The sequence below is a fragment of the Vibrio sp. 10N.239.311.G01 genome (assembly GCF_041465805.1).
Classification (GTDB): Bacteria; Pseudomonadota; Gammaproteobacteria; order Enterobacterales; family Vibrionaceae; genus Vibrio; species Vibrio crassostreae_C.
Genome location: NZ_JBFSRM010000004.1, coordinates 210383 through 235417 on the forward strand (window position 1 = coordinate 210383; position 25035 = coordinate 235417).

The following is a 25035-nucleotide window of genomic DNA, read 5'->3' on the forward strand; positions in this document are numbered from 1 at the left end:
ATGTTTGATGGACTAGGGTTGTTTCTGGGAGCATTGGGTGATGCTCTCATTGGCCCAAACCTATTTGTACCGGGAGAGCCGTTCTTTATCGCAGCGGGCTTTCAACTGTATTCAGGTGCATGGATGGCGTTGGTTTTGGTGATGCTAGGTGGTTTGCTTGGTGATCAACTCAGTTATTTCATTGGTTATAAATACGGTGTTAAGGTGCAACGAAGGCTCATTAAGTTTCGCCCTAAAACCAAAAGATTAATTGCGCGCTGCCGCTATCTGGTTGCTCGCAAAGGCACATACATCATTCTTTTTGCTCGTTTATTAGGGCCTATCGCTTGGGTTGTGCCATTTATAGCTGGCTCGCATCGTGTACCGTGGCGTAATTTTAGTGTGTTGGCGTTTATCGGTTTGGCCCTTGGTGGAGGGCAGTTCATTGCTTGGGGCATGTTACTGGCGCACGGCGTTGAAAACTTCCCGTGGCTTAATAGCCTTAAGATATTTATCTCGGAGCATAATAGCTTGATCGTTGGTGTGTTCGCGGTATTAGTCTTCACCATTATCGGTTACCGAATGAAGTGGCGATGCTTAGTACTTAAGTCTAGTGCGCTGTTGTTGGCGTGGGTATTGTTTGCGAACTACGCTCACTTTTTCTGGAAAGCGGATGACTTTCAGAATCAACCAGAGACGGCTCAAATAAACAAAGTCGACTGGAACTCGGTTACCTATAAAGCGTTCCCCGGTAAATCTTCGTTCTACTCGGCGCAAGCGATCAACGTAATTTATGTTGGAGCAACCCCAAGAGACTTAATGAAGCAATTAGGCTGGATAGAGAATCAAACCTTCTCTCGAAATGAGATTGAATGGGTTGGTTATCTCGCATTGCTTAGAGAAAAAACGCCGCCAGTGTCTGATTTATATTGGCGAGACAAGCCGCAAGATATGGCTTTTCAATTGCCGGGTAACCTGATGAAGCGCAGCCATATTCGTTGGTGGCGTGCAGGTGTTGATATTAAAACTAACCAGCCTCAGTGGTTAGGCGCAATTAGCTATGATGATGGCCTTAAAGTCACGCCTTACTCAGGCATTGTGACCGTGCTTCATAACATTGACCCTAATGTTGATGAAGAGCGAGATCGGCTTGCTAATCAGATACGAACGTTACTACCAGACATCGAGTTAGACAAGTACCCATTAGCAACGGTGGAAGTGATCAATGACGATCATGACTATTACACTGATGGCCGGGTATTAACGATTGGAGCAACGACCCTTAGTGATAATTCACAAACTTTGGATGTTGCTGTGAACGATATATAGAGTTGTATATAAGGTCGATAGAATTAAGCCCTAGCATTACGTTAGGGCTTATTGTGTTTAACTTTTACTTAGCTTGTTCAGCCTTTACTTACTTTAAGCACCAGAGAAGCTTTTAAGCCGCCCATTGAGCTCTTGCTGAGCGTTAGGCTGCCTCGGTAACTGTGTGCCATTTCATTTACGATATTAAGCCCTAAGCCTGTTCCTGGTGTGGTTTCATCAAGTCGGACGCCACGTTTGGTCACTTGCTCAAGCTTCTCTTCAGGAATGCCTTGGCCATCATCTTCAATCACCAACTCTATGTTGCCATCGTCGAGTTCATTTGCATGGACGCGAATAATGCTGCCCGCCCACTTGTAACTGTTCTCGAGTAGGTTGCCGACCATTTCATCAAGGTCGGTTTTTTCTACTGCCACTTCAATCTCAGAGTCTAGCTCGTTAATCATGGTGACTTCATTGGCAGCGTAGACTTTATCAAACGCCATTGAGATAGCTTCGACACGCTCACAAGGTGAAGACTTCACCGAAAGAATGTTCATTGCACCTGCCATACGAGCGCGGCCAAGGTGATAATCAATTTGGCTTTGAATCTGATGAATGGGCTGTTGCAGCAGTGCCTTGTCATCCTCTGGAAGTCGCTCTATCTCATTTTTTAGAACTGAAAGCGGTGTTTTCAACGCATGAGATAAGTTACCCGCGTGGTTACGAGCTCGTTCTAATAACTCTTGATAGTGAAAGAGCAGGGCATTGAGGTCAGAGACTAATGGAGAAACCTCTTTCGGGTAGTTATCGCTTAACCCTTGTTGCTCGCCGTTTCTTAGCATTACCAGTTCGCGTTGCATCTTGCTGAGCGGTAATAACGACCAACTGACTTGAATACCGATCAACATCAGCACGCCAACAAACAGCAACATTAGGATCAACCAGACTTGACCAGTAAGCTCTGTCAGTGTGGATTCTAATGGATCTTCATCAATACCAATGGTGATCGTGACAGGGTCGCTCAGTTCAGGCAGGTAGATATCTTGCTCGATGTAAATCAGCTTTTCTTTCTCTGGCCCTTTGACTGATGTGTGAATCGGTGAACGCTTGATGGTGAGGTCTTTATCCCATAGCGAGCGAGATCGAATGATCTGCTCTTGGGTAGCGGCGCGCCAATAAATACCACTGTAGGGCTGGTTGAACCTAGGATCAGACAGACGCTCTGCCATGATCAGGTTACCACTGTCATTGGTTTCGATATTGGCGGTTAACTCATCCATGGTTAAGCCAAGCTGCTGCTTCATGTCATCGACGAGGTAGTCGTTAACCAGTTTCGGAATCCCGACACCAGCCGCTAATATCATCGCACCTAGCCAAAAAGCCGCAGCAAGGAGCAAGCGGCTTTTTAAACTGATGTTTTTAAGTGTTCGTTTCTTTAGATTCATGCATTTCCAACCTGCCTTTGCTCATCGTAACTTATCGTATTGCGATGATCAGAACAGGCTGTCCACTTAATTAATGGTTGCTCTTGGCGTGATTGACGACTGAGCTATTCAGCATTCAGTTGGTAGCCAAGGCCACGAACGGTTTTGATGATCTTTGGTGCGATTTTCTTACGAATACGACCGATGAACACTTCAACCGTGTTTGAGTCTCGGTCGAAGTCTTGCTTGTAGATATGCTCAACCAACTCAGTGCGCGAGATAACCTTGTTTTGGTTATGCATGAAGTACGCGACAACTTTATATTCCAGCGCCGTGAGGCTAACTGCTTGACCTTGCCACAATACTTTAGAACTGCGTGTGTCTAGGCTTAGATCACCGATTTGAAGTATCGGAGCAGCACTGCCTGATGCTCGGCGCAGTTGAGCTCGGATACGGGCAATCAGCTCGACCATCTCAAATGGCTTAGTTAGGTAGTCATCAGCACCGGCGTTCAAGCCCTCAACACGTTGAGTTAGCGTGTCACGAGCACTTAAGATAATCACTGGCGTGTTGATGTTTTCGTCTCGAATGCCTTTTAATACCGTTAGGCCGTCAAGCTTAGGTAAACCTAAATCGAGGACAATCGCGTCCCATTCTTCTGACGTTGCACGGTAGAGTGCGTCGATACCATCTTGAGAGAGCTCTGGAACCCAGTCGGCCCCCTCAAGTGTTTCAATAATTTGTTGGCCCAAACGAGGCTCATCTTCAACGACTAAAATTTTCATAATTGTTCTTCTAATTTCTTCTAATGACTGTTCGTCGTGCTTAGCTCTTCGTCGTACGTAACTAGTCGCCGTGTTTAATTGCGTCTTTAAAGTTGCGGCCTTTGATCATAAGCATTTCTAACGTCTCAGCGTTGTATTCGACTTTGATGATGTTGTTTTGGTAATTGATTTTTAGTTCATACACCCAAATGTCGTCATCTTCTTCTAGTTCTACTTTAATGATTCTGCCATGAAGATCGTTTTCAACCGCCGCATACATTTCTGAGAAAGGGCGAATGTAGCCTTCTCGTACGGCTTCATAGACTTCGTCTTGATCTTCTTCAAATTCGATGCTGGTTCCTGCTTTATGAACGTCCTGCACTAATTCATGACCATTATGATGTGAGTCAGCCCATGCGCCAGCAGAAACAAATAAGCCTAAGCTTATAGAAAACAAAGAAATCATAGCTTTACTAAACATAGCGAATCCTAGAGAAGGTTGATAGCGTTCAGTATAAAAAAGTAATTCTGAACAGAAAGTGAACCTGATTAATAATGAGAATTTGATACCGAAAAACTTAACGCTTAAATGGCGCAGGCTTTAATACATAAGATTAATTGCCGAGTGTTAAGAACGTAAGACTTACTTTTATTCTTAACCTTAACGCTGCTGTAGTTCGTCTTCGAATATCTTGTCTCTCATTTTCCAAAAGCGTCCGACTTTACGGGCAATCACGAATTGAGGTGGGCGGAATCTATGTTGGTGAGCAACCACTTTCGTCGGTGAGGCTTCTTCGAAAGGGCGATGTCTGTCTGCAAGGTGAGGGCGAACAAACTGGTCTTTGAAGTTCTGCTTCTGCTTTTTGCTGGTTAATGACCAAAACTCATGCACTTGCGCTTGGTTTTCTCCGCGATAGGTGACCTTAAGTTGTGATTTACCTTTCTCGTCTTTAAGCACGTTGAGGTCCATTTCCAAGCATTCAAATACCAAGGCATCTTTTAGGTTCAGTGCTTCTTTTAGCTTTTTGTCTGGGTCGACTAAGGTTGCATCGCACTCATGACAAATGCGCGCAGCAATGTCATTATCAGCACCACATTCACCGCAATATTTCGCTCGGAAGCGATAATTACAGTGCTCGCGCTCGCCCGTGTCTTCATCGGTAAAGTAGCCTTGGCATTTGCGCCCAAAGTGCTCAAGCAAGAAGCCATTGCTGTCTAGCTTGCCCCAAAAGTTATTATTGAAGCCGCACGCAGGGCAAGGGATGGTGATGATTTCACTGTCTGAATCGGGTTTAGGGTCGCCAACCTCAGGTTGGTAGAGGTCGTAACTGTTGCCCGCATAGTCGAGCACCAAACACTCTTTTTTACCCGGAGATAGGCGTAAGCCACGGCCAACGATTTGTTGATACAAACTGATGGATTCTGTCGGGCGCAAAATCGCGATTAAATCGACGTGTGGCGCATCAAAACCTGTGGTTAATACCGATACGTTAACCAAGAACTTGATTTTACGTTCTTTGAAGTCGCTGATAATTTGGTCACGTTCGAGAGTTGGTGTATCACCAATCACAATTGAAGCTTCACCTTCTGGCAATAAGCTGAGGATCTCTTGCGCGTGTCGAACGGTCGCAGCGAATACCATGATGCCTAGTTTATCTTGGGCTAGGTGAATAATCTGATCGACAATCTGTGGGGTCGCTCGTTTCGATTGCTCGATCACCATGTCGAGTTCTGCTTCTTTGTAGCGACCAGTGCTCGCGGGCTTTAACTGCGAAAAGTCATAGCTCAACACGGGTGCATCAATCATGCGTGCAGGAGTTAAGAAACCTTCATCGAGCAGGTAACGAATCGGCAGCTCAAAGATACAGTCGCGGAAGAAACGTGGCTCATCTGAACGCACTTGACCGCGAGTGTGGTATTGATAAATCCAACCCATCCCAAGACGATATGGGGTCGCTGTTAATCCAAGCACTTTGATGCCCGAATTATTCTCGCGTAAGTGAGTGATGACTTTCTGATAACTACTGGTCTTTTCATCGGGAACACGGTGGCATTCGTCGATAACCAACAGCGAAAATTGGTTAGAGAATGAATCGAGATTTCGCACCACAGATTGCACCGAAGCAAACACGACTTGTTGGTCGGTCTCTTTGCGTCCTAAACCCGCAGAGAAAATCGAGCCTTTCAGCCCGTAACCTTCATACTTTTCATGGTTCTGTTCAACCAACTCTTTTACGTGAGCAAGCACCAACACTCGACCTTTCGCAAGCCTTGCTAACTCTGCAATCACAAGGCTTTTTCCTGCACCTGTCGGAAGCACGAGCACTGCCGGAGTTTGGTGTTTTCTGAAGTAATGAATCACTGATTTTACAGAATCAGCTTGGTACGGGCGGAGTGTATACATATCGCGTCTTGTAAGAAGGAAAACAAATAGTGTGAAATAGCTCAACTAATTGAGCAAAGGTGACTATAATACCCGACTTAGATTAGTTGAGGTATTCATGCGTTTAGATAAATTTCTGTGCGATGCATTAGGCGTCACTCGAAGAGAAGCAACACACTTATTAAAATCCAAGGCAGTGACAGTAAATGATGTCATTCAAAAAAGCGGTTCACTCAAGGTAACTGAAGAGTGCGTTGTCGAATGGCAAGGCAATGAACTGAATGTTCACGGCCCACGTTACATCATGCTTTATAAGCCTGAAGGCTTTGTTTGTTCGCATGAAGATGGCGCAAATCGTATCGCGTTTGAATTACTTGATGAAATCAAAATGGACAAGCTGCACTTTGCTGGCCGTCTAGATATTGATACAACAGGTCTTGTATTGATTACCGACGATGGTAAGTGGTCTCACCGTATCACTTCGCCAAAGCACAAGTGCGAGAAGACGTACCGTGTTTGGTTGGTTGAACCTGTTGAAGACGATTACGTTGAAAAATTCAAAGAGGGCATCCAGCTTAAGAGCGAAGATGGCCTAACACTTCCTGCACACCTAGAAGTTCGTGCAGAGCGTGAAGTATTGCTAACGATTCACGAAGGCAAATACCACCAAGTTAAACGTATGTTTGCTGCTCTTGGTAACAAGGTAGAAGCACTACACCGTGAACGTATTGGCGAAATTGAGATGGACGAATCTTTAGAGTTAGGTGAATACCGTTACCTAACGCAAGAAGAAGTCGATTCAATCTGGAAGTAGTCCTTAGCTAGAAGTTGCTCTTAACAAGAAATTGTTCTTAACAAGAGACCACTTTTGCTGGAAATAGCCCTTTCGTTGTAAAGCCGACCATGGATAGCGTCGGCTGATGATGTTGACTGGTACTAGGAAAGTCTCAGCCAATCTTTGACTCGCGTACTCACGCTAGTCCCTAGCTCTATCAGTTGAACATTCGGATAACCATGCAAACATCGACCTCACAGAGCCAAAGCTCCCAACTAGAAACACCTCAATTAGGCTTAGTGCTGTTTTTGATTCTAGGTGCGATTGGTGCACTTACTCCGCTAGCCATTGATATGTATCTGCCAGCGATGCCTACCATTGCTAAAGATCTTGGTGTGACGGCGGGTGAGGGACAAATCACGCTAACAGCCTATACCGCAGGTTTCGCGCTGGGGCAGTTGCTGCATGGCCCGTTGGCGGATAGCTATGGTCGCAAGCCTGTACTGCTTATTGGTGTGTTCTTGTTTGCTATCGCTTCTATGGTGAGTGCGACAACTCATGGCATTGAAGCGCTGACTTACATCCGTACCGCTCAAGGTTTTGCTGGTGCTGCGGCGGCCGTTATCATCCAAGCGGTGGTAAGAGATATGTTCGATCGTGAAGATTTCGCAAGAACCATGTCTTTCGTTACTTTGGTGATGACAGTTGCGCCATTGGTTGCTCCGATGATTGGCGGTTACTTAGCGTTGTGGTTCGGTTGGCGTTCAATTTTCTGGGTTCTGGCTATTTTTGCGGTGATCGTGATTCTGGCGGTATCGATGAAGATCCCAGAAACGCTTCCTGCAGAAAACCGACAACCATTGCGCTTTAAAACAACGATTCGTAACTATGCTCGACTATGTAAGAACCCAACGGCGATGGGCCTGATTTTCTCTGGTGCATTCTCATTTTCAGGGATGTTTGCGTTCTTAACGGCAGGTTCATTCGTTTACATCGATATCTATGGCATTCGCCCTGATCTGTTTGGCTACCTGTTCGGCTTGAATATTGTTGCTATGATCTTGATGACGAGCATCAACGGTCGAATCGTTAAGAAAGTGGGCTCTCACGCTATGCTCAGAGTCGGTTTAACCATTCAACTGTTTGCGGGCTTAGGTCTGTTAGTCGGTTGGATGTTAGATATCGGTTTGTGGGGTATTGTGCCATTCGTGATGCTGTTTATCGGCACACTGTCTACCATTGGTAGTAACTCAATGGCACTGCTTTTAAGCGGATACCCGAATATGGCCGGCACAGCTTCTTCGCTTGCAGGCACATTAAGATTTGGTACTGGTTCTGTAGTGGGGGCAATTGTTGCTATGCTACCAAGTGACACTGCAGGGCCAATGGCTATGATGATGGCAGCATGTGCAATACTGTCAGCATTACTATATTGGACATTAGGAAAGAAGGCATAATGTCAAAATACTATATTGAAATTCAGAAGTTAGTGAACGATGCGCTGGGCGAGCTGTATGCTCTGCATAAGTCTGGTAAAGCGATCGACGCACCTATCGCGAACAACCTTTATCTTGTTCGTTGGGTAACAAAAGCGATTAAATCTCAAGCTTATGATCGCGTGATTGTGCCTGACTTAGTTCGCTGGCAGAAACAGGGTCGCTCAAAAGGCAACAACTCTGATTTAACTTTTACCTTTAAACGTATTTCTGCGTTTTACGGACGTTTTTTCCCTGAAGGCGAAGAGCCTAAAACGCTAAAAGACAGTGATGTTGAAGCGTTCATGGACAAAATGTACGAGATGGGTTGGAGCGTATCGAGTGAAGACGAGCTAACGACTGGCGGCAAGATTCAATTCTTCACCGATGGCGAGCACTCTTTTGCTTTATGCGGTAAACAGTGTGACGACTCTTTCGACGGGGAGTTGATGGTTAAGCCAATGAACTGGTTTGTTCGTGGCAACCATGCTGAGTTCATCCAAGCGGCGATGGAAGCGGGCTTCATGCTTCACAAAGTAACGGACTATAAGTCTGCGGTGAAGTATCACGGTGAATACATCGTTTACCCTGCTAACCAAGGCAACCAACTGGCTGAGATCCCAATTAGCGTTATCGGCTAATAGCGGATTCGAGATGAGAGATACGAAGAGCGGAATTATCCGCTCTTTTTTGTCTCTCATAGCGCGTGTCGCTAATTTGCTGTTAAGTCTTTTCGCATCCCGTTACCCGAATCTCGCATCTGCTTTTAATCCTGTTCTTTAGCCTGCTTCTCAATTGCCTTCACCATGCCTTTAAAAATAAACAGGTGGGCTGGCATCATAGCAAACCAATACAGTAACCCTAGAAAGCCTTTAGGGTGCCACCAAGCCGAGATATTCAGCTCGCGAGAGTCACCGTGGTCAGAGACAGTAATCTCGAGTCGCCCTAAACCGGGGCCTTTCATACCGAAAAGCAGAGATAAAAACTGATTCTCTTCACAGCGAATGACCTTCCATGAATCGATTTTGTCACCGACTTTTAGGTTGGGCCCTTCTGGCATTTGTCGAACCGGTACACCGCCACCGAAAAGAACATCCAACCATTCGCGTGTGCGCCATAAAGTGTTAGCAAAGAAGTAACCTTGCTTCGGGCTTCCGATTTGCTGAGCAACATGCCAAAGCGATTCCAATGAAGCGCTTGAGGTGATACTTGCGCCTGTTTTCTTCGGGTAATAGCCATACCCAGCTTGCCAGCGTTTGAATGCGGTTTTATCAAAGCCCCATACATTGCTTTTGACAAAGTTTCCTTCAGCGTGAATGGCTTGTTCAACCATATTTTCGAACGAGATAAGCTTCTGAGGGTACTTTTCTCTAATGATGGTCGAACTGGCGATGAAGTCGTGCTTTAAGCCTGCAAGTAGTGCTCTACCTATGTTAGACGGTACAGAAGTCACCACACCTAACCAATATGAAGCAATCTTTGGTGTCAGTAGCGATGTCGCCCATAGTTTGAGTGGACGATCGGCGGTTTTAGCAATATGAGCAAATTGGTTTCGGTAAGAGACAATATCCGGCCCGCCAACCTCAAAGGTTTGGCTTTCGCTAGGCGTGTCTTGTGCGAGTTTTAGTAAATAGTGGTTCAGGTTCTGCAAAGCAATCGGGTTGGCTTTAGAGTCAACCCATTTTGGCGCAATCATAATCGGCAAGTTGTACACGAAATCTCGCATGATCTCGAATGCCGCAGATCCTGGGCCAATGATCACGCCAGCTTGAAGTTCGGTAACGGGTACAGGCCCTTTACGAAGCAATTCGCCGGTTTTCTTTCTCGCTTGAAGGTGCTCTGAATCACCAGTCTGAGGCTGTAAAGAACTCAGGTAGATGACGTGTTGATTCTTTGGCCCAAGAGCAGAAACAAAGTTACGGGCTAAGTTCAGCTCATAATCGATAAAGTCGTGGCCTTCCGCCATGCCATGGACGAGAAAGAAGATAAGATCAAAGTCGGGGACTAAGGCTTGTGTCGCAGCTTGATCGGCCAGATCAAGATACTCAAGCGATAAGCTTTCGTGAGGCTCGGTCCGTGCCTTTAAATAGTCGATATGCCTTGCTGCTGCCGTGACTTGATAGCCTTGCTCAAGCAGGAGAGGGAGGAGTTGCGAACCAACATATCCAGAAGCGCCTAAAACCAGTACTTTCTTCATTGTTACTCCATTTATATCTGTGGTTAAAAACCGAACATTGATATAATAGCGCGATATTTATCTTTATTCATCAATACGTTCCGTTTAGGTATCTCTCTATGTTGCTCTCTTCAATTATTCATCACACACGAGGTGATTTTGTTCGCAGGCTTATTGCGATTGCACTGCCCATCACCTTGCAGAGCATTATGTTTTCAAGCCGAGGCTTGGTGGATGTATTGATGTTGGGCCAACTTGGCGAAGCAGACATCGCAGCTGTGGGGGTGGCGAGCCGAGCGATGTTCGTGACGACCATTATGCTGGTGGGTGTTACCACGGGCGGTGCTCTTCTTACTGCTCAATATTGGGGCGCGGGTAACAGACAAGGTGTGAGAGAAAGCACTGCGCTGACGTGGCTGGTGTCGACACTGTTTGCTTTACTGACTATCGCGTTTTTCGTTTCATTTCCTGCACAAATCATGGGCGTGACGACCGACTCTCAAGAGGTCATCAACTTAGGCGTTGAATACATCGTAATTACGTCATTTAGCATGCTAGCGGTATCGTGTGTCAGCAGTATGGCTGTGGGTTTGAGAGCGATGCACAAACCCGGGCTAAGTACATTTTTCAGCGGTATCGGCATCCTGTCTAACGTGTTCTTAAACTGGGTGCTGATCTTCGGTAACTTAGGCTTTCCTGCGCTTGGAATCAAAGGTGCGGCGATTGCGACGGTACTGAGTGGCGCGATTGAAGTCGCGACTTTGTTTGGTTATCTCTATTTCTCTAAGCATTTATTAGCATTTAAGTTTTGCGATATTAAAGCGGCAGCTTCGATTGATAAGGTGGTTCGCTTCTTGAAGCTGTCTCTGCCGACCACGTTTAACTTCTTAGCATGGGCGGGTGGTTTGTTTGCTTACCACGCGATCATGGGGCAATCGGGCGTTCAAGGTCTGGCTGCGCTATCGGTCATGACGCCGGTTGAATCTATCTCATTGAGTTTATTGATTGGCCTTTCGAATGCGGCAGCTGTTTTGGTGGGTAATCAACTTGGTGCGAAAAACAATGAAGCGGTTTACTATCAAGCGCTTGGCTTAACAATTTTGTGTTTCTTAACTAGTATTGTTGTAGCCGTTTTTCTCTATTTCGTTCAAACGCCAATACTTAATGCCTTTAGCGCACTGACGGAAGAAACCAGAGCCCTCTCAGAGAAGTTTATTCTCATTTTAAGTGTCGGAATTGTTATCCGTTCTATCCCAATGACAGTGATTGTAGGTGTATTGAGAGCGGGTGGTGATGTTAAGTTCTGCCTCTATCAAGACTTAATCGCTCAGTGGGTGATTGGCATTCCATTGGCCGCGATCGCTGCTATTTATTTCAAGTTCCCGCCTGAATGGGTGTATTTACTGTTTCTTACCGAAGAAGTCATAAAGTGGGGCGGTTCGCTCTATCGCATGAAAACAAGAAAATGGATTAAAAACTTGATAGGAAGTTGAAGTAGGGCGCACCAATCGCATCACTTTATCGTTGGCGTGTGATCTATCTTTCAAAATACTTCCTCCTAACAGGGAATTAGTGTAGATTCTCCTTCCAAATTCTAACTAATGCGAGCTGTTTAATGTTAAAGCTGTCAGACCTATGTAAAGGCTATGTCGATGGGGGGGAGTTTCACCCTGTTTTGCAAGGTGCTGAATTAACATTAAACCAAGGTGACCAGCTGGCATTAATGGGAGAAAGCGGTTCAGGTAAAAGTACTTTACTGAATCTTATCGCGGGCTTAGACCTAGCGGACTCAGGTGAAATCGCTTTTCCTCACTTCAATATGCACGACTCAACCGAGCGTGACCGCACCGCTTATCGCAGAAACAACATTGGCCATATTTTTCAGCAATTCAACTTACTGCCAACGTTAAATATTGCCGATAACATCCGTTTTTGCCGCCAGTTAAAAGGCTTACCTGAAGACAAAGGTCTCTGGAGACAGATTCTCTCTGCTTTAGATCTTATGCCTTTACTTGGCCGTTACCCTGAAGAAGCGTCTGGTGGCCAACAACAACGTGCGGCCATTGCGCGTGCGCTGTATATGGAACCAAAAATATTGCTGGCCGATGAGCCAACCGGTAGTTTAGATGAGCGTAATGCAGAAGCGGTAATGCGTTTGCTGACCTCTTTGGCTCGTCAATTAGAATGTACGTTGCTGTTGGTAACACACAGTGAAAAAGTAGCTCTGCATATGGATGGTAGGATCCGTCTGCAAGGAGGGCAACTGCATGTTATGGCCCGTAGTTAAGGCACTACTCGGTCACTATCGACGTTACCCACTGCAGATTATTTTGGTATGGCTTGGTTTAACCCTCGGCGTATCACTTTTGGTTGGTGTTACTGCTATCAACCAACACGCCAAGCAAAGCTATGCGCATGGCGAAAAACTCTTTTCGAATCCTCTTCCTTACCGTATTCGACCAAAACACAACGCCAATAAAATCCCGCAAGGCTTTTATATCCAACTTCGCCGTGAAGGTTTTCAACAGTGTTCTCCTCTTGATCACCATCGTATCACTGATGAAAATGGCGCAAACTTCATGGTTGTCGGTATAGATCCTGTTTCTATGCTTCAGCTACAACCTGGTATAGCGTTAAAAGATCTCACCGCTTTGAACCTCATGAAGCCACCATATCCAATCCTTGTCAGTGATGATCTTGCTGAACACATGGAATGGCACAACGGTGATTACATCCCTTTGATGGATGGTTCTGAACTTGGTCCTGTGGTTGTTGATCAAAATAATATGATTAATGGTACAAGGTTGATTGCGGATATCTCCTTGCTCCGAATGCTTAAACGCAGTGCTGGGCTTTCAGTGATTGCTTGTTCAGACATGCCCACTGAGAAGTTTGAACGTCTTAAAAATATGTTACCTAATGGTTTGACGATCTCTCGTAGCTCTAAGGCAGAGCTTGAGTCGCTGACCAGTGCGTTCCACTTAAACCTAAAAGCGATGGGTATGCTGTCGTTTGTGGTTGGTTTATTTATTTTCTATCAAGCGATGTCGTTGTCATTTATTCAGCGCCAACCGTTAGTCGGAATCTTAAGACAAACAGGTGTATCGGGCTGGCAATTGGCTAAAGCGCTTTGCTTAGAATTGTTGATATTGGTCGTACTGAGCTGGATCTGCGGTAATGTATTCGGTGTCATGTTAGCCAACCAATTGTTACCAGCGGTATCTTCAAGCTTAGGCGACTTATACGACGCCAACGTTGGCTTAACGATCGACTGGAATTGGCGATGGAGCGGCTACAGCTTATTGATGGCGTTACTTGGTGCGTTTTTAGCGTGCGCTTGGCCATTGGTGCGCTTGCTTAGATCACAACCGATTCGTTTGACCTCTCGCTTATCTTTGATGCGCTTTGCGGGTACGGAGTTTACTTGGCAAGCATTGATTGGCTGTGGTTTCTTGGTTGCCGCTGTCGCCGTGTATCAAGCCCCTCAGACTCAAGAGACGGGTTTTGCGATTATCGCGCTAATGCTGATCAGTGTGGCGCTATTTACCCCGTTTTTGATGTGGAAGTTATTTAACAGCCTCTCTTATTCGTTGCGCTGGGTTCGTGCTCGCTGGTTCTTTGCTGATGCAGCCTCCAGTATGAGTTACCGTGGCGTGGCGACGATGGCCTTTATGTTGGCCTTAACAGCCAATATTGGTGTAGAAACCATGGTCGGTAGCTTTAGAGATACCACTGATAAATGGCTAACACAGCGTTTGGCAGCCGATCTTTATATCTACCCAACCAACAATGCCGCTGCTCGTATGAGTAATTGGTTATCTGACCAACCTGAAGTGGATTCGGTTTGGTGGCGTTGGGAGAAAGATGTTGCGTCTCCAGTCGGTAGTATTCAGGTGGTCAGTACAGGCCCTTCTGAAGGCGAACTAGAAGCGCTGACGATCAAATTAGGTATTCCGAATTACTGGTATCACTTACATCACTCTAAAGGTGTGTTGATCAGTGAATCGATGTCTCTCAAGCTGGGGATTCGCCCTGGCGACTACATCGACCTCTATGACAGTCTCGGCTCTGGTTGGCAGGTTGTCGGTGTCTATTACGATTACGGTAACCCTTACCATCAAGTCATGATGTCGCATCGAAATTGGCTGTATGGGTTTGCAGGGCGGGGAAATGTCGGCCTTGGCGTAATACTCAAAGACGATGTGAATTCACTAGGGCTTCGCAACCGATTAGAAAGTGTATTCAGGCTTGGTTCTGAGCGTGTTTTCGATAATAACAATATTCACAGTCAAGCGATGCGGGTGTTTGATAGAACGTTCGCGATTGCAGATACACTAGGCAATATCACCTTGGTTATCGCCGTCTTCGGTATCTTCTTCGCGACGGTTGCGGGTGAAGTATCTCGCCAAAGGCATATTTCCTTGCAGCGCTGTTTGGGTGTCTCGGCGAAAGAACTGATCCTGACAGGTAGTTTGCAGCTGTTTGTGTTCGGGCTTATTTCCTCCTTAATTGCGATTCCGCTCGGATTAGCGCTAGCGAGCCTAATTGTTGATATCGTGATAAAGCAGTCTTTTGGGTGGTCACTTGAGTTACAAGTGATTCCTTGGGACTATTTGCAGACATTTGCATGGGCCATGGCAGCATTGATGCTAGCTGGTGCTTTACCAGTGATGAGAATGATTCGGAACACTCCGATGAAGTCACTGAGGGATGCGCTTTAGTATGTTTTTACGGAATACCTCAAATAAGTTAAGACAACGAATCCTGTCTTCTCTGCTATTAATCAGTTTCTTCGGCATCTTTTTAAGTGTTTGGGGTTATTACTCCTATTTCATCGATCCTGGTGAAAAGGGCGTGAATGAAGTTAACTCAATATTGGTTAATGAACACTTCAATGTGTTCGAACCTGTTTTGCCAGACCGTAATGTTTCGCTACCACAAGATTTTAAGTTCCACCCAGAGTTTCAGCACGAGTGGTGGCATTACTTTGCATCTTTGAAAGGTGATGATGGTAAAGACTATTCGGTCCAGTGGAGCTTTTTCCGTATCGCAACGGACGAACGTGAAACACCAGGGTGGCAAAGCCCTCAAGTCTATATCTCAAATGTAGTGGTCTCTTCTAAGTCCAAAGTATGGAAAGAACAGCGCATGGCTCGTGGCGGCATTGGCCAAGCGGGAATGACTAATCGTCCATTCAGGCTTTGGATTGATAACTGGAACTGGCGTGCACTCGGCAACACCCCATTCCCAGGACGCCTTCAAGTGCAAACAGACACGTTTGGACTTGAACTCGACACCATTGCAAAAGGGCCCTATGTGCTCAACGGCGATAACGGTTATCAGAAAAAGCACGACTTATTACCTGTCGCGTCTTATAACTTCAGCGCTCCATTTTTATCGTTGAGCGGTGTGTTGAACCTAGACGGCGTTACCAAGGAAGTGGAAGGAACTGCGTGGGTACATAAAGAGTGGGGCAGTGGCTTACTTGGAGTGGGCCAACAAGGTTGGGATTGGTTTGTATTTAACCTCGATGACGGCACAGCGCTGAGCATTAACCGCTATCGTCATAACCAACAGTTGCCTTACATATTCGGGACATTAGCAACGCGCTCAGGCAAAGTTTACCAATTAACGGAATCCGACATTTCCATTCAACCATTGCAAAATACAACGTTGATGAATGGAAGACGGATGCCTTTGCAGTGGATCATTAACGTCCCTAAGCATGATATCAACCTCACAACGCGTATTATACGCAGGGATATGTGGCTTCCATTTGTCATACCATATTGGGAAGGGCCGATTAAGGCGAGCGGGAGCCATGAAGCGACAGGCTTTATGCAGTTAACTGGCTACTAAAAAACACCTAAGTCTATAATTTGATAGCCTTTTTTTATGCCTGCGCCTTTTAGCGTCCCCCAATGAATTGTGCATACAGGTTCGATGATCTCATCTATACTTAATTCATGGTGCATAACAACATATATGGAATATACGACGTATTGTTTAGTATTTGTAGGAAAAACCGAAGTTAAACATCCGAAGAAGTGATTATCTATCGATTACGCTTGGATATAAACTCATGGTTATTCTTTGTTATTCGTTTATTTAAATAATAAATATAAGGGCGAAATCATGACCGACGTCATCCGTGACTTCTTTAAAATGGAATCTGCTGGCGGCATCATACTAGTCATCGCTGCGGCGATCGCAATGTTTGTAGCAAACTCACCACTGAACGAAATGTACCAAGGCGTATTGCATAGTTACGTTCTTGGTATGTCTGTGTCTCACTGGATTAACGATGGCTTAATGGCTGTCTTCTTCCTTCTAATCGGCTTAGAAGTTAAGCGCGAACTTTTAGAAGGCGCATTAAAGTCTAAAGAGACAGCAATCTTCCCAGCTATCGCAGCCGTTGGCGGTATGCTAGCTCCGGCACTTATTTACGTGCTATTTAACTCAAGTAACCCAGAAGCGCTTCAAGGTTGGGCTATCCCAGCGGCAACTGATATTGCATTCGCATTAGGTATCATGGCGCTTCTTGGTAACCGTGTACCGGTTAGCTTGAAGGTGTTCCTATTGGCTTTAGCAATTATCGATGACCTTGGCGTTGTTGTTATCATTGCACTGTTCTACTCAGGCGACCTATCAACGCTTGCGTTAACGGTTGGTTTCATCGCAACTGGTGTGCTGTTCATGCTAAACAACAAGCATGTAACTAAGCTGAGTGTGTATCTCATTGTTGGTGCAATTCTGTGGTTTGCAGTATTGAAGTCTGGTGTTCATGCAACGCTGGCTGGTGTAGTGATTGGTTTTGCTATCCCACTGAAAGGCAATAAAGGTGAACATTCTCCGCTGAAGCATTTAGAACATGCTCTGCACCCATACGTCGCTTTTGCAATCTTGCCAGTCTTTGCTTTTGCAAACGCAGGTATTTCATTGGAAGGTATCTCAATCTCAAGCCTAACAGGTATGCTACCGCTTGGTATCGCTATGGGTCTATTGATTGGTAAGCCTCTTGGTATCTTTGCATTCAGCTGGGGTGCGGTGAAATTGGGTGTTGCTAAGCTCCCTGAAGGTGTGAACTTTATGAACATCTTCGCAGTATCTGTCCTGTGTGGTATTGGTTTTACAATGTCTATCTTTATTTCATCACTAGCATTTGGCCCAACGAATGTAGAGTTTGACACACTAGCTCGACTAGGCATCCTGATGGGATCTACAACAGCTGCAATTCTAGGTTACTTCCTGCTAAGCGTTTCTTTACCGAAAACAGCAAAGCAACAAGAAGTAAAACTATAATCAGCGGTAGGCTCGTTTAACGGCGAGCCTATTCACTGATTAACAAGCTAACTTCTGAGTAGCAAGACGAGTCACAGAATCATCCTCCCCGATTCATGTGACAGCAAAGAACAAAAAAGCCGTGATAGGGTTTCCTATCTCGGCTTTATTGATCCTAACTGCTAGTATTTTTAGTTTGGTTAGTTATTGATGATCTAAAACTCCTAGATTCAACTCATTATTTTGATCGGCATGAATTGCGGATCGTTTTGGATGACCAGAGTGACAGTGTCATGTTATTTTTCTAGCGTGGTAAATATGGTCCACTCCTCGACGATCTGTTCGCTTAGTCCGACAACTGTGGCTGTTACTCGGCGGTTCAGTGCATGAGACGTAGCATCGTTGCCATCGCTCTCTAAGCGGTTTTCACCGTAACCAACAACTCTTACTCGGCTCGGGTCGATACCATTCGACAACAGTTCATCTTCAACGTGGTGAGCGCGTTTCTTTGATAGCTCTAAGTTGTATTCACTCGCGCCGACTTTACTGGCGTAACCTTGAATCTCTATCGATGCACTTTGGTAGGTTTCTAAGAACTCAGCCATAGTGGTGATTTGATCTGAGAAGATAGGGTTAACTTCATAGGAGTCATTGGCGAAAAGGATGTTCAGCCGTCTGACTTCTTGCGAGCTAACCGTCTCTCCACAGCCTTCGTTGTCTACCAGAGACGACTCTGGTGTGCCAGGACAGGTGTCTCGTGCATTGACCACACCATCGTTATCATCGTCTTGCAGGTCAGAAATTTGCTCCGCTTCTGGCGTTTCTATGTAGGGCTCTTCATTTTGGCTAGAGCATGCACATAGCGTTATCGTTAATGCGGAAAGTAATAAATAAGGTCTCTTCATCATTAATACTCCACTGCCGTTGTCCACTCGTCTGGAATGTCGACCAGTAGAGCGTTCAATAGAGAGCCTGTCGCGTTCATTACACGGTATTTAGCGTACTGTTCAGAGTAATGCGCATCTAAGTAATCTTTGCGGGCTTCAAACAATTCGTTTTCAGTGTTAAGCAGATCAAGTAGCGTACGTTTGCCGATTCGATATTGTTTCTCATAAGCGATAACGGTTTCTGACGCCGAATCCACGTGATCAGACAAGAAGTTCTTTTGTTGTAACGTCAGATCCAATGCACTCCAAGAGAGGCGAAGGCCTTCTTCAACTTGTCGATAAGCACGATCTCTTAGATCTTTTGCTTTATTGAGTTGGTAAGCTGCAGCTTCTGAATTAGCACTATCGGTACCACCGTTGTAGAGGTTGTATCGCATTCTCAACATTGCCAAAGTCTCTTGGCTCGAACCTTCATCGCCTCCAGCATCATCTCGCCATGATTGAGATGCCTCGATAGAGAACGTCGGGTAGTTAACCCCTTTTGATTGTTTGTACTGGAAGTGCGCTGAATCGACATCTGCAGTCGCGACTTTGATGACTGGGTGTTGGTCCAGAGCATCAACAAGCGCGTCTGATAATGACAGAGGAATCATAGAAATATCGGCTCTTGGGTAGACTAAGCCAAGCGGTTCTTGACCCACTATTCTTCTAAATTGGGTGTGGGTATCAATTAGGTTGTTCTGTGCGGCTAATAAGTTGCCGTGAGCTTTTGCAATCCTTGCTTCTACCTGAGATACATCTGCGGTTGAGCCTATGCCTGAGACTGCACGCTTTTTGATGTCTTTATAGATTTTCTTGTGGATAGCGAGGTTACTTTCCGAAAGGGCTAAAACTTCAGTTGCTTTGACTGCGTCTAAGTAGATCTGTGTGACCTCTAGCGCTTTGTCTTCGGCATCCGCGATCAATTGCAAACGTACCGACTCGGCTTCTGCGGCGGTACGATCAATGTCGTTCAGCGTAGCGGAACCATCCCACAGCAATTGAGTGAGGGAAATCGTCGCTTCCTTTCTTGTGAGATCGGTATCGGGGCCGTTATTTGGTGCAGGGTTTATGCCTTCGTAACCAATACCAGCATCAAGGTCGATACTCGGCCTATAAGCACCACCTGCGGCATCGTTTCGTTTTTGTACACTCACAAACTCATTAAAAATACTTTTTATCTCAGGATTGGTAGCCAAGGTAATGGCAACAGCCTGTTCTAAAGTCTGAGCAGAGAGTGGGGTTGCAATAGCTAAGCAACAGATGATGGGTAATTTAAACAGTCTCAAAGTAGGTCTCCTTCTACTTTTAAAAGCTCCCGCCTCCTCCCAACTAGCGTTTAACTACTTAATTGAGAAGGGTATTAAACGAAGCTTAGGACATCTGCTAGAAATTGCTAAGTTTGTTGGCTTTATTTCGAATGTAAGTCTCTATCGCTATTGATTAATTTACCAGTTGTGACAGGTGGCAAGCTTCGAGTAGATGTGTTGAAAATAAATGCAAGGCTAGAATTCGGCTTGGGCAGAGATTGGTAAACGTTGGTTAGGAGGTTGTTTGAAATACGTATCTCAGTGATAGCAATGTGCCAAGCGTGGTAGTTCGATTTTTAGTAAAAAATGACAATATAAAAAGAATCGATCGCGCTGTTTAGTTTGTAGTTGTAGCTGTGAAGAAGGGTAAGTAAGGTTTCACCCTAAACAACAAACAAAAAAAAGCCCAAACCAACGTGGTTTGGGCGGATACAAGTATAGGAGTTAATAAGGAAAATGCAGTAATTAAGAAAGCAGTGAGAAGAACAAGTTTGACGGCCTGTTAAACTTCTAAATACGCTGTTTTCTACCTAATTTAGGACTCTCCATTTCCATTTCAGTTCCAAGAAAATTCATTATTTTTTTCTTTTTTTATAAACACACAGCGATTCAATCGTTTAGTGCTGAGTTTTATTAACTGGTACGACCAATTTGTGAAAATGTGATGTTGCTTGCTTGTTAAATAAATGTACTAAGCGTATATTTCAAACAGTTGTTTAATACGAGTGATTGAAATGGCACCAAGAAGTACAACCAAAGACAAAATCTTAGATGTGGCTGAAGGCTTATTTGCTGAGCACGGTTTTAATGACACCTCTTTACGTACGATTACGAGTAAAGCGAATGTCAACTTAGCTTCAGTGAACTATCACTTTGGCGATAAGAAGACTCTGGTTCGTGCGGTACTCAATCGTTACTTAGAAGCATTTATGCCAGCACTGCAAGATGCATTAGTGAACTTAAACTTGAACGAAACGTATTCTATGAGTGACGTGTTTGAGTCGTTGAGACAGCCACTAAGAGCACTTAATGATGTTAGGCCAAATGGTACAAGCCGATTCATGTTACTTATCGGCAGAGGCTATACGGATGTGCAAGGACACTTGCGTTGGTTCATTACTACTCGCTACAGCGAAGTACTTTCTTTGTTTACGACATCTGTAATGAAGGCGAATCCGAACCTCACTCAAGAACAGTTATTTTGGCGATTACACTTCACCCTAGGGACTTGTGTATTCACCATGGCATCAAGTCAGGCTCTGGTAGAAATTGCAGAGAATGACTATGACAGAAAGATAGATGCTAAGGCAGTGGTCGATATTCTTATTCCATATTTAGCCGCAGGCATGTCAGCAGAAGAATAAAACAATAAAAAGCGAAACATTCACAACCAATATAGTGAACAAAAGGATCTGAACTATGAGCTCTCTAAGACAAAAATGGGTAAGTGACCCAGCTTTTAAACTCTTTAAAAAAGTACTACCACCACTATCTAGCACCGAGAAAGAAGCGATGGAAGCGGGTAGCGTGTGGTGGGACGGAGAGCTGTTTTCTGGTAAACCAGATTTCACTAAGCTGCACCAATACCCAAAACCTCAGCTGACAGCAGAAGAGCAATCGTTCATGGATAATGAGCTTGAAACCTTGCTCGCTATGCTTGATGACCACCAAATTGTAAAAGAAGATCGAGACCTTCCTGAAGAGGTGTGGAACTTCTTACGCAAAGAGCGTTTCTTTTCGCTAATTATTGCGAAAGAGTATGGCGGTCGTGAATTCTCAGCACACGCTAACTCAACTATCGTAACTAAGATTGCGACTCGCAGTATCAGTACTGCGGTTTCAGTAATGGTTCCAAACTCTCTTGGTCCTGGTGAGCTGCTGTCTCACTACGGCACTCAAGACCAAAAAGACTACTGGCTACCTCGTCTTGCTGACGGTACAGATATCCCATGTTTCGCACTAACAGGCCCAGAAGCGGGTTCTGATGCGGGTGGTATCCCTGATGTCGGTACTGTGTGCATGGGCATGCACGAAGGTAAAGAGACGCTAGGTATCAAGCTTAACTGGAACAAACGCTACATTACACTAGCACCAGTGGCGACGGTACTTGGTCTGGCTTTCAAACTGCACGATCCAGAAAAGCTACTGGGTGACAAAGAAGACATTGGCATCACTTGTGCGCTAATCCCGGCTGACCACGAAGGTGTTGTGATTGGTGAGCGTCATGACCCACTTGGTCTTGCGTTTATGAATGGTCCAACACGCGGTCACGATGTATTTATTCCTATGGAATGGTTAATCGGTGGTGCCGATTACGCAGGTAAAGGCTGGCGTATGCTGGTGGAATGTCTGTCTGCAGGTCGTGGTATCTCATTACCCGCACTTGGCACGGCGATGGGCCACCTAACGGCGAAAACGACCGGCGCATACGCTTATGTTCGTAAGCAGTTCGGTATGTCGATTGGTAAGTTTGAAGGAGTTGCAGAGAGTTTAGGTCGTATTGGTGGCTTAACGTATCTACTAGAAGCGACTCGTACACTAACAACTACTTCACTCGATATGAAAGAGAAGCCGGGTATCGTTACGGCTATCGCGAAATATCACATGACAGAAATGGCGCGTACTATCCTGAATGATTCAATGGATATCCACTCTGGTCGTGCAATTCAAGATGGTCCAATGAACTACTTAGCTGCGCCTTACCTAGGTATTCCAGTTGCTATCACAGTAGAAGGTGCGAACATCTTAACTCGCAACCTGATGATCTTCGGTCAAGGTGCGACACGTTGTCACCCATACGTGCTAAGCGAAATGGAAGCGGCAGCAAACCCAGATGAGAAGCAAGGTGCGAAGGATTTCGATAACTTGTTGTTCAAGCATATCTCTCACGCAACTAAGAACACGTTTGGTGCGTTCGGTGCGGCATTGACAGGCTCTAAGTTCATTAAAGCGGATATGAGCGGTCCAACGAAGCCTTACTACCAAGACTTAACTCGCTTGAGCCGTGCGCTTGCAGTGAGTGCGGATTTCGCAATGCTTACACTAGGTGGCGAACTGAAACGTAAAGAGCTTATCTCTGCACGTCTAGGTGATGGTCTAAGTTACCTATACATGGCGTCTGCAGCGCTTAAGAAGTATGAAGATGAAGGTCGTCAACAAGCTGACCTAGACTACGTACACTACGCGGTTCAACACTGTTTCCATAACGCGGCTAAATCGCTACAAGAAGCGTACAGAAACTTCCCGAACAAGATGGTAGGTAAAGTACTTAAAGGTCTAGTTTTCCCTGTCGGTAACCACTTTGAAAAACCAAGTGATAATCTAACGGTACAACTGGCAGAAAGCTTGATGACTCCGGGTGCACACCGTGAACGTCTAACTCACCTTTGCTACATAGGCAAAGAAGAAGAGGATAGTGTTGGCCTAATGGAGAATGCGTTCAATGCGATGTACAGCATCAAGCCTCTCGAACGTAAGCTCTTCAAAGCAGTGAAAGAGGGCAAAGTGGCTCGTAAAGGTCTATTGCAAGATAAACTTGCTCAAGCACTGGCGGCAGATGTTCTTACTCAAGACGAAGTTGACCAAATCATTGCAGCAGACAAACTTCGCTACGCAGCGATTCAAGTTGACCACTTCAGTCATGATTACAGTGAAACTTTGACGCGAAAAGAGTTAAAACCTAAGCTAAATAGCGTTGCTTAGATAAAGAAATGACAAAAGGCACCTTATTAGGTGCCTTTTTTGTTTTTGTCGTAGAAGTTGCAATAGAGGCGTTAACAAATGGTGACTTAGTCAGCAAATATTCACTGAGTGCTCCAACCACTTGCATTTTCACCACATTTTTACAGAAATTAGATGCCATTTGCGTACGAAACTTTTATCCTTAACCTGATTTTTTAAGGAAGTTGAATATGATCATCAAACCTCGAATTCGCGGATTCATCTGTACTACAACACATCCAGTCGGTTGTGAAGCTAATGTAAAAGAACAAATTGCTTACACAAAAGCTCAAGGCCCAATCGCAAACGCACCTAAACGTGTACTAGTTGTTGGCTCTTCAAGTGGCTACGGCTTGTCTTCACGTATTGCGGCTGCATTTGGTGGCGGCGCTTCAACTATCGGTGTTTTCTTCGAGAAAGCCGGTACTGAGAAAAAGCCGGGCACAGCTGGTTTCTACAACTCAGCAGCGTTCGACAAGCTAGCTAAAGAAGAAGGCCTGTATTCAAAAAGCCTGAACGGCGATGCTTTCTCTAACGAAGCGAAACAGAAAACAATTGACCTGATCAAAGAAGATCTAGGCCAAATCGATATGGTTGTATACTCACTGGCGTCTCCAGTGCGTAAAATGCCAGAGACTGGCGAAGTAATTCGTTCATCTCTAAAGCCTATCGGTGAAACGTACACGTCAACTGCGGTTGATACGAACAAAGACACAATCATCGAAGCAAGCGTAGAGCCTGCAACTGAAGAAGAGATCAAAGACACTGTTACTGTAATGGGCGGTGAAGATTGGGAACTTTGGATCAATGCTCTTTCTGAAGCTGGTGTTCTAGCGGACGGTTGTAAGACGGTTGCTTACAGCTACATCGGTACTGAACTAACGTGGCCAATCTACTGGGATGGCGCACTAGGTAAAGCTAAGATGGATCTAGACCGTGCAGCGACAGCGCTGAACGAGAAGCTAGGCCAAACTGGCGGTACTGCAAACGTTGCTGTTCTTAAGTCTGTAGTGACTCAAGCAAGTTCTGCAATCCCTGTAATGCCTCTTTACATCGCTATGGTGTTCAAGAAGATGCGTGAAGAAGGTATTCACGAAGGTTGTATGGAACAGATCTTCCGTATGTTCAGCCAACGTCTATACAAAGAAGACGGCAGCGCGCCAGAAGTGGATGAAGTGAACCGTCTACGTCTAGATGACCTTGAGCTTCGCGAAGACATTCAAGATCACTGTCGTAACCTATGGCCTCAAATCACAACTGAGAACCTAAAAGAACTGACTGACTACGTAGAGTACAAAGAAGAGTTCTTGAAGCTATTTGGTTTCGGTGTTGAAGGTGTTGATTACGAAGCTGACGTTAACCCAGCTGTTGAATTTGATGTAGCTGACATCTAATTCAAGTTATCGAATCTAAACGAAATAGGCGCTCATTGAGCGCCTATTTTTTTGTCTGCTATTTGGTTCAAGAGATTAAGAGCAGATATGGGATTCGAGTGGCGGGATGCGAAGAGATTT

The 25035-nt window shown here is 45.2% G+C and carries 19 protein-coding genes; 12 read left to right on the plus strand and 7 right to left on the minus strand.

The window, feature by feature from the left end:
• Positions 1-1308, plus strand: coding sequence for an LssY C-terminal domain-containing protein (locus AB6D06_RS05065; RefSeq protein ID WP_017070602.1), 1308 nt, complete (start codon positions 1-3; stop codon positions 1306-1308).
• A gap of 77 nt (positions 1309-1385) precedes the next feature.
• Here the strand turns inward: AB6D06_RS05065 and AB6D06_RS05070 are convergent, their stop codons facing one another.
• The 4 genes from AB6D06_RS05070 to AB6D06_RS05085 all read right to left on the minus strand — a co-directional run bounded on the left by AB6D06_RS05070 (position 1386) and on the right by AB6D06_RS05085 (position 5879).
• Complete coding sequence (locus AB6D06_RS05070; protein ID WP_017068035.1) at positions 1386-2732, minus strand: ATP-binding protein; 1347 nt, start codon at positions 2730-2732, stop codon at positions 1386-1388.
• 104 nt (positions 2733-2836) lie between these two features.
• Positions 2837-3496 (minus strand): response regulator transcription factor, encoded by a 660-nt coding sequence (locus tag AB6D06_RS05075; protein WP_017060377.1) that lies wholly within the window; start codon positions 3494-3496, stop codon positions 2837-2839.
• A gap of 61 nt (positions 3497-3557) precedes the next feature.
• Complete coding sequence (locus tag AB6D06_RS05080; RefSeq protein WP_017066076.1) at positions 3558-3956, minus strand: PepSY domain-containing protein; 399 nt, start codon at positions 3954-3956, stop codon at positions 3558-3560.
• 180 nt (positions 3957-4136) lie between these two features.
• Positions 4137-5879 carry a DEAD/DEAH box helicase gene (locus tag AB6D06_RS05085; protein WP_136974836.1) on the minus strand — a complete coding sequence of 581 codons (1743 nt, stop codon included), beginning with the start codon at positions 5877-5879 and terminating at the stop codon, positions 4137-4139.
• Positions 5880-5976: 97 nt separating this feature from the next.
• Between AB6D06_RS05085 and rsuA the strand changes: the two genes are divergently transcribed.
• The 3 genes from rsuA (at position 5977) to AB6D06_RS05100 (ending at position 8749) form a co-directional block, all read left to right on the plus strand.
• The gene (rsuA, locus tag AB6D06_RS05090) at positions 5977-6672 is read left to right on the plus strand and encodes a 16S rRNA pseudouridine(516) synthase RsuA (RefSeq protein WP_017060380.1); all 696 of its coding nucleotides are present in this window, start codon (positions 5977-5979) and stop codon (positions 6670-6672) included.
• Positions 6673-6872: 200 nt separating this feature from the next.
• Positions 6873-8090 (plus strand): Bcr/CflA family multidrug efflux MFS transporter, encoded by a 1218-nt coding sequence (locus AB6D06_RS05095; protein WP_372109987.1) that lies wholly within the window; start codon positions 6873-6875, stop codon positions 8088-8090.
• Positions 8090-8749, plus strand: a complete 660-nt coding sequence (locus AB6D06_RS05100; protein ID WP_017060382.1) for a DUF2913 family protein — start codon at positions 8090-8092, stop codon at positions 8747-8749. Before AB6D06_RS05095 ends, AB6D06_RS05100 begins: the two co-directional genes overlap by 1 nt.
• A gap of 125 nt (positions 8750-8874) precedes the next feature.
• Here AB6D06_RS05100 and AB6D06_RS05105 read toward each other — a convergent pair whose 3' ends face one another.
• Positions 8875-10305: a DUF2867 domain-containing protein gene (locus AB6D06_RS05105; RefSeq protein WP_017065397.1), complete on the minus strand. Its 1431-nt coding sequence runs from the start codon at positions 10303-10305 to the stop codon at positions 8875-8877.
• A 98-nt stretch (positions 10306-10403) separates the two neighbouring features.
• On the opposite strand from AB6D06_RS05105, the gene AB6D06_RS05110 reads away from it, so the two are divergent.
• The 5 genes from AB6D06_RS05110 to nhaA all read left to right on the plus strand — a co-directional run bounded on the left by AB6D06_RS05110 (position 10404) and on the right by nhaA (position 17586).
• Positions 10404-11777 carry an MATE family efflux transporter gene (locus AB6D06_RS05110; protein ID WP_372109988.1) on the plus strand — a complete coding sequence of 458 codons (1374 nt, stop codon included), beginning with the start codon at positions 10404-10406 and terminating at the stop codon, positions 11775-11777.
• Between the two features lie 122 nt (positions 11778-11899).
• Positions 11900-12571, plus strand: a complete 672-nt coding sequence (locus AB6D06_RS05115; RefSeq protein ID WP_017060385.1) for an ABC transporter ATP-binding protein — start codon at positions 11900-11902, stop codon at positions 12569-12571.
• Positions 12552-15005 (plus strand): ABC transporter permease, encoded by a 2454-nt coding sequence (locus tag AB6D06_RS05120; RefSeq protein WP_102333195.1) that lies wholly within the window; start codon positions 12552-12554, stop codon positions 15003-15005. Before AB6D06_RS05115 ends, AB6D06_RS05120 begins: the two co-directional genes overlap by 20 nt.
• Positions 14995-16143, plus strand: coding sequence for a lipocalin-like domain-containing protein (locus tag AB6D06_RS05125; protein ID WP_017070605.1), 1149 nt, complete (start codon positions 14995-14997; stop codon positions 16141-16143). The genes AB6D06_RS05120 and AB6D06_RS05125 overlap by 11 nt, the downstream gene beginning before the upstream one ends.
• Positions 16144-16419: 276 nt before the next feature.
• Positions 16420-17586 carry a Na+/H+ antiporter NhaA gene (gene nhaA, locus AB6D06_RS05130; RefSeq protein WP_010441484.1) on the plus strand — a complete coding sequence of 389 codons (1167 nt, stop codon included), beginning with the start codon at positions 16420-16422 and terminating at the stop codon, positions 17584-17586.
• A gap of 275 nt (positions 17587-17861) precedes the next feature.
• On the opposite strand, the gene AB6D06_RS05135 is transcribed toward nhaA, so the two are convergent.
• Positions 17862-18473: an OmpA family protein gene (locus AB6D06_RS05135; RefSeq protein ID WP_102428233.1), complete on the minus strand. Its 612-nt coding sequence runs from the start codon at positions 18471-18473 to the stop codon at positions 17862-17864.
• On the minus strand, positions 18473-19780 hold the full coding sequence (locus AB6D06_RS05140; protein WP_372099735.1) for a TolC family outer membrane protein: 1308 nt from the start codon (positions 19778-19780) through the stop codon (positions 18473-18475). The genes AB6D06_RS05135 and AB6D06_RS05140 overlap by 1 nt, the downstream gene beginning before the upstream one ends.
• 755 nt (positions 19781-20535) lie before the next feature.
• On the opposite strand from AB6D06_RS05140, the gene AB6D06_RS05145 reads away from it, so the two are divergent.
• From AB6D06_RS05145 to fabV, 3 genes are all read left to right on the plus strand, one after another.
• The gene (locus tag AB6D06_RS05145) at positions 20536-21165 is read left to right on the plus strand and encodes a TetR/AcrR family transcriptional regulator (protein ID WP_017065403.1); all 630 of its coding nucleotides are present in this window, start codon (positions 20536-20538) and stop codon (positions 21163-21165) included.
• A gap of 55 nt (positions 21166-21220) precedes the next feature.
• Entirely contained in the window at positions 21221-23503 is a 2283-nt protein-coding gene (locus AB6D06_RS05150) for an acyl-CoA dehydrogenase (protein WP_372109989.1), read from the plus strand.
• Between the two features lie 209 nt (positions 23504-23712).
• Complete coding sequence (fabV, locus tag AB6D06_RS05155; protein WP_017060392.1) at positions 23713-24915, plus strand: enoyl-ACP reductase FabV; 1203 nt, start codon at positions 23713-23715, stop codon at positions 24913-24915.
• The last annotated feature ends 120 nt before the right edge of the window (positions 24916-25035 follow it).

Coding starts and splice junctions, on each gene's coding strand:
- AB6D06_RS05150 (WP_372109989.1), top strand. CDS start 21,221: ATGAGCTCTCTAAGACAAAAATGGGTAAGTGACCCAGCTTTTAAACTC.
- AB6D06_RS05065 (WP_017070602.1), top strand. CDS start 1: ATGTTTGATGGACTAGGGTTGTTTCTGGGAGCATTGGGTGATGCTCTC.
- AB6D06_RS05070 (WP_017068035.1), bottom strand. CDS start 2,732: ATGAATCTAAAGAAACGAACACTTAAAAACATCAGTTTAAAAAGCCGC.
- AB6D06_RS05075 (WP_017060377.1), bottom strand. CDS start 3,496: ATGAAAATTTTAGTCGTTGAAGATGAGCCTCGTTTGGGCCAACAAATT.
- AB6D06_RS05105 (WP_017065397.1), bottom strand. CDS start 10,305: ATGAAGAAAGTACTGGTTTTAGGCGCTTCTGGATATGTTGGTTCGCAA.
- AB6D06_RS05085 (WP_136974836.1), bottom strand. CDS start 5,879: ATGTATACACTCCGCCCGTACCAAGCTGATTCTGTAAAATCAGTGATT.
- AB6D06_RS05080 (WP_017066076.1), bottom strand. CDS start 3,956: ATGTTTAGTAAAGCTATGATTTCTTTGTTTTCTATAAGCTTAGGCTTA.
- AB6D06_RS05135 (WP_102428233.1), bottom strand. CDS start 18,473: ATGATGAAGAGACCTTATTTATTACTTTCCGCATTAACGATAACGCTA.
- AB6D06_RS05145 (WP_017065403.1), top strand. CDS start 20,536: ATGGCACCAAGAAGTACAACCAAAGACAAAATCTTAGATGTGGCTGAA.
- AB6D06_RS05120 (WP_102333195.1), top strand. CDS start 12,552: ATGTTATGGCCCGTAGTTAAGGCACTACTCGGTCACTATCGACGTTAC.
- nhaA (WP_010441484.1), top strand. CDS start 16,420: ATGACCGACGTCATCCGTGACTTCTTTAAAATGGAATCTGCTGGCGGC.
- rsuA (WP_017060380.1), top strand. CDS start 5,977: ATGCGTTTAGATAAATTTCTGTGCGATGCATTAGGCGTCACTCGAAGA.
- AB6D06_RS05095 (WP_372109987.1), top strand. CDS start 6,873: ATGCAAACATCGACCTCACAGAGCCAAAGCTCCCAACTAGAAACACCT.
- fabV (WP_017060392.1), top strand. CDS start 23,713: ATGATCATCAAACCTCGAATTCGCGGATTCATCTGTACTACAACACAT.
- AB6D06_RS05100 (WP_017060382.1), top strand. CDS start 8,090: ATGTCAAAATACTATATTGAAATTCAGAAGTTAGTGAACGATGCGCTG.
- AB6D06_RS05110 (WP_372109988.1), top strand. CDS start 10,404: ATGTTGCTCTCTTCAATTATTCATCACACACGAGGTGATTTTGTTCGC.
- AB6D06_RS05125 (WP_017070605.1), top strand. CDS start 14,995: ATGCGCTTTAGTATGTTTTTACGGAATACCTCAAATAAGTTAAGACAA.
- AB6D06_RS05115 (WP_017060385.1), top strand. CDS start 11,900: ATGTTAAAGCTGTCAGACCTATGTAAAGGCTATGTCGATGGGGGGGAG.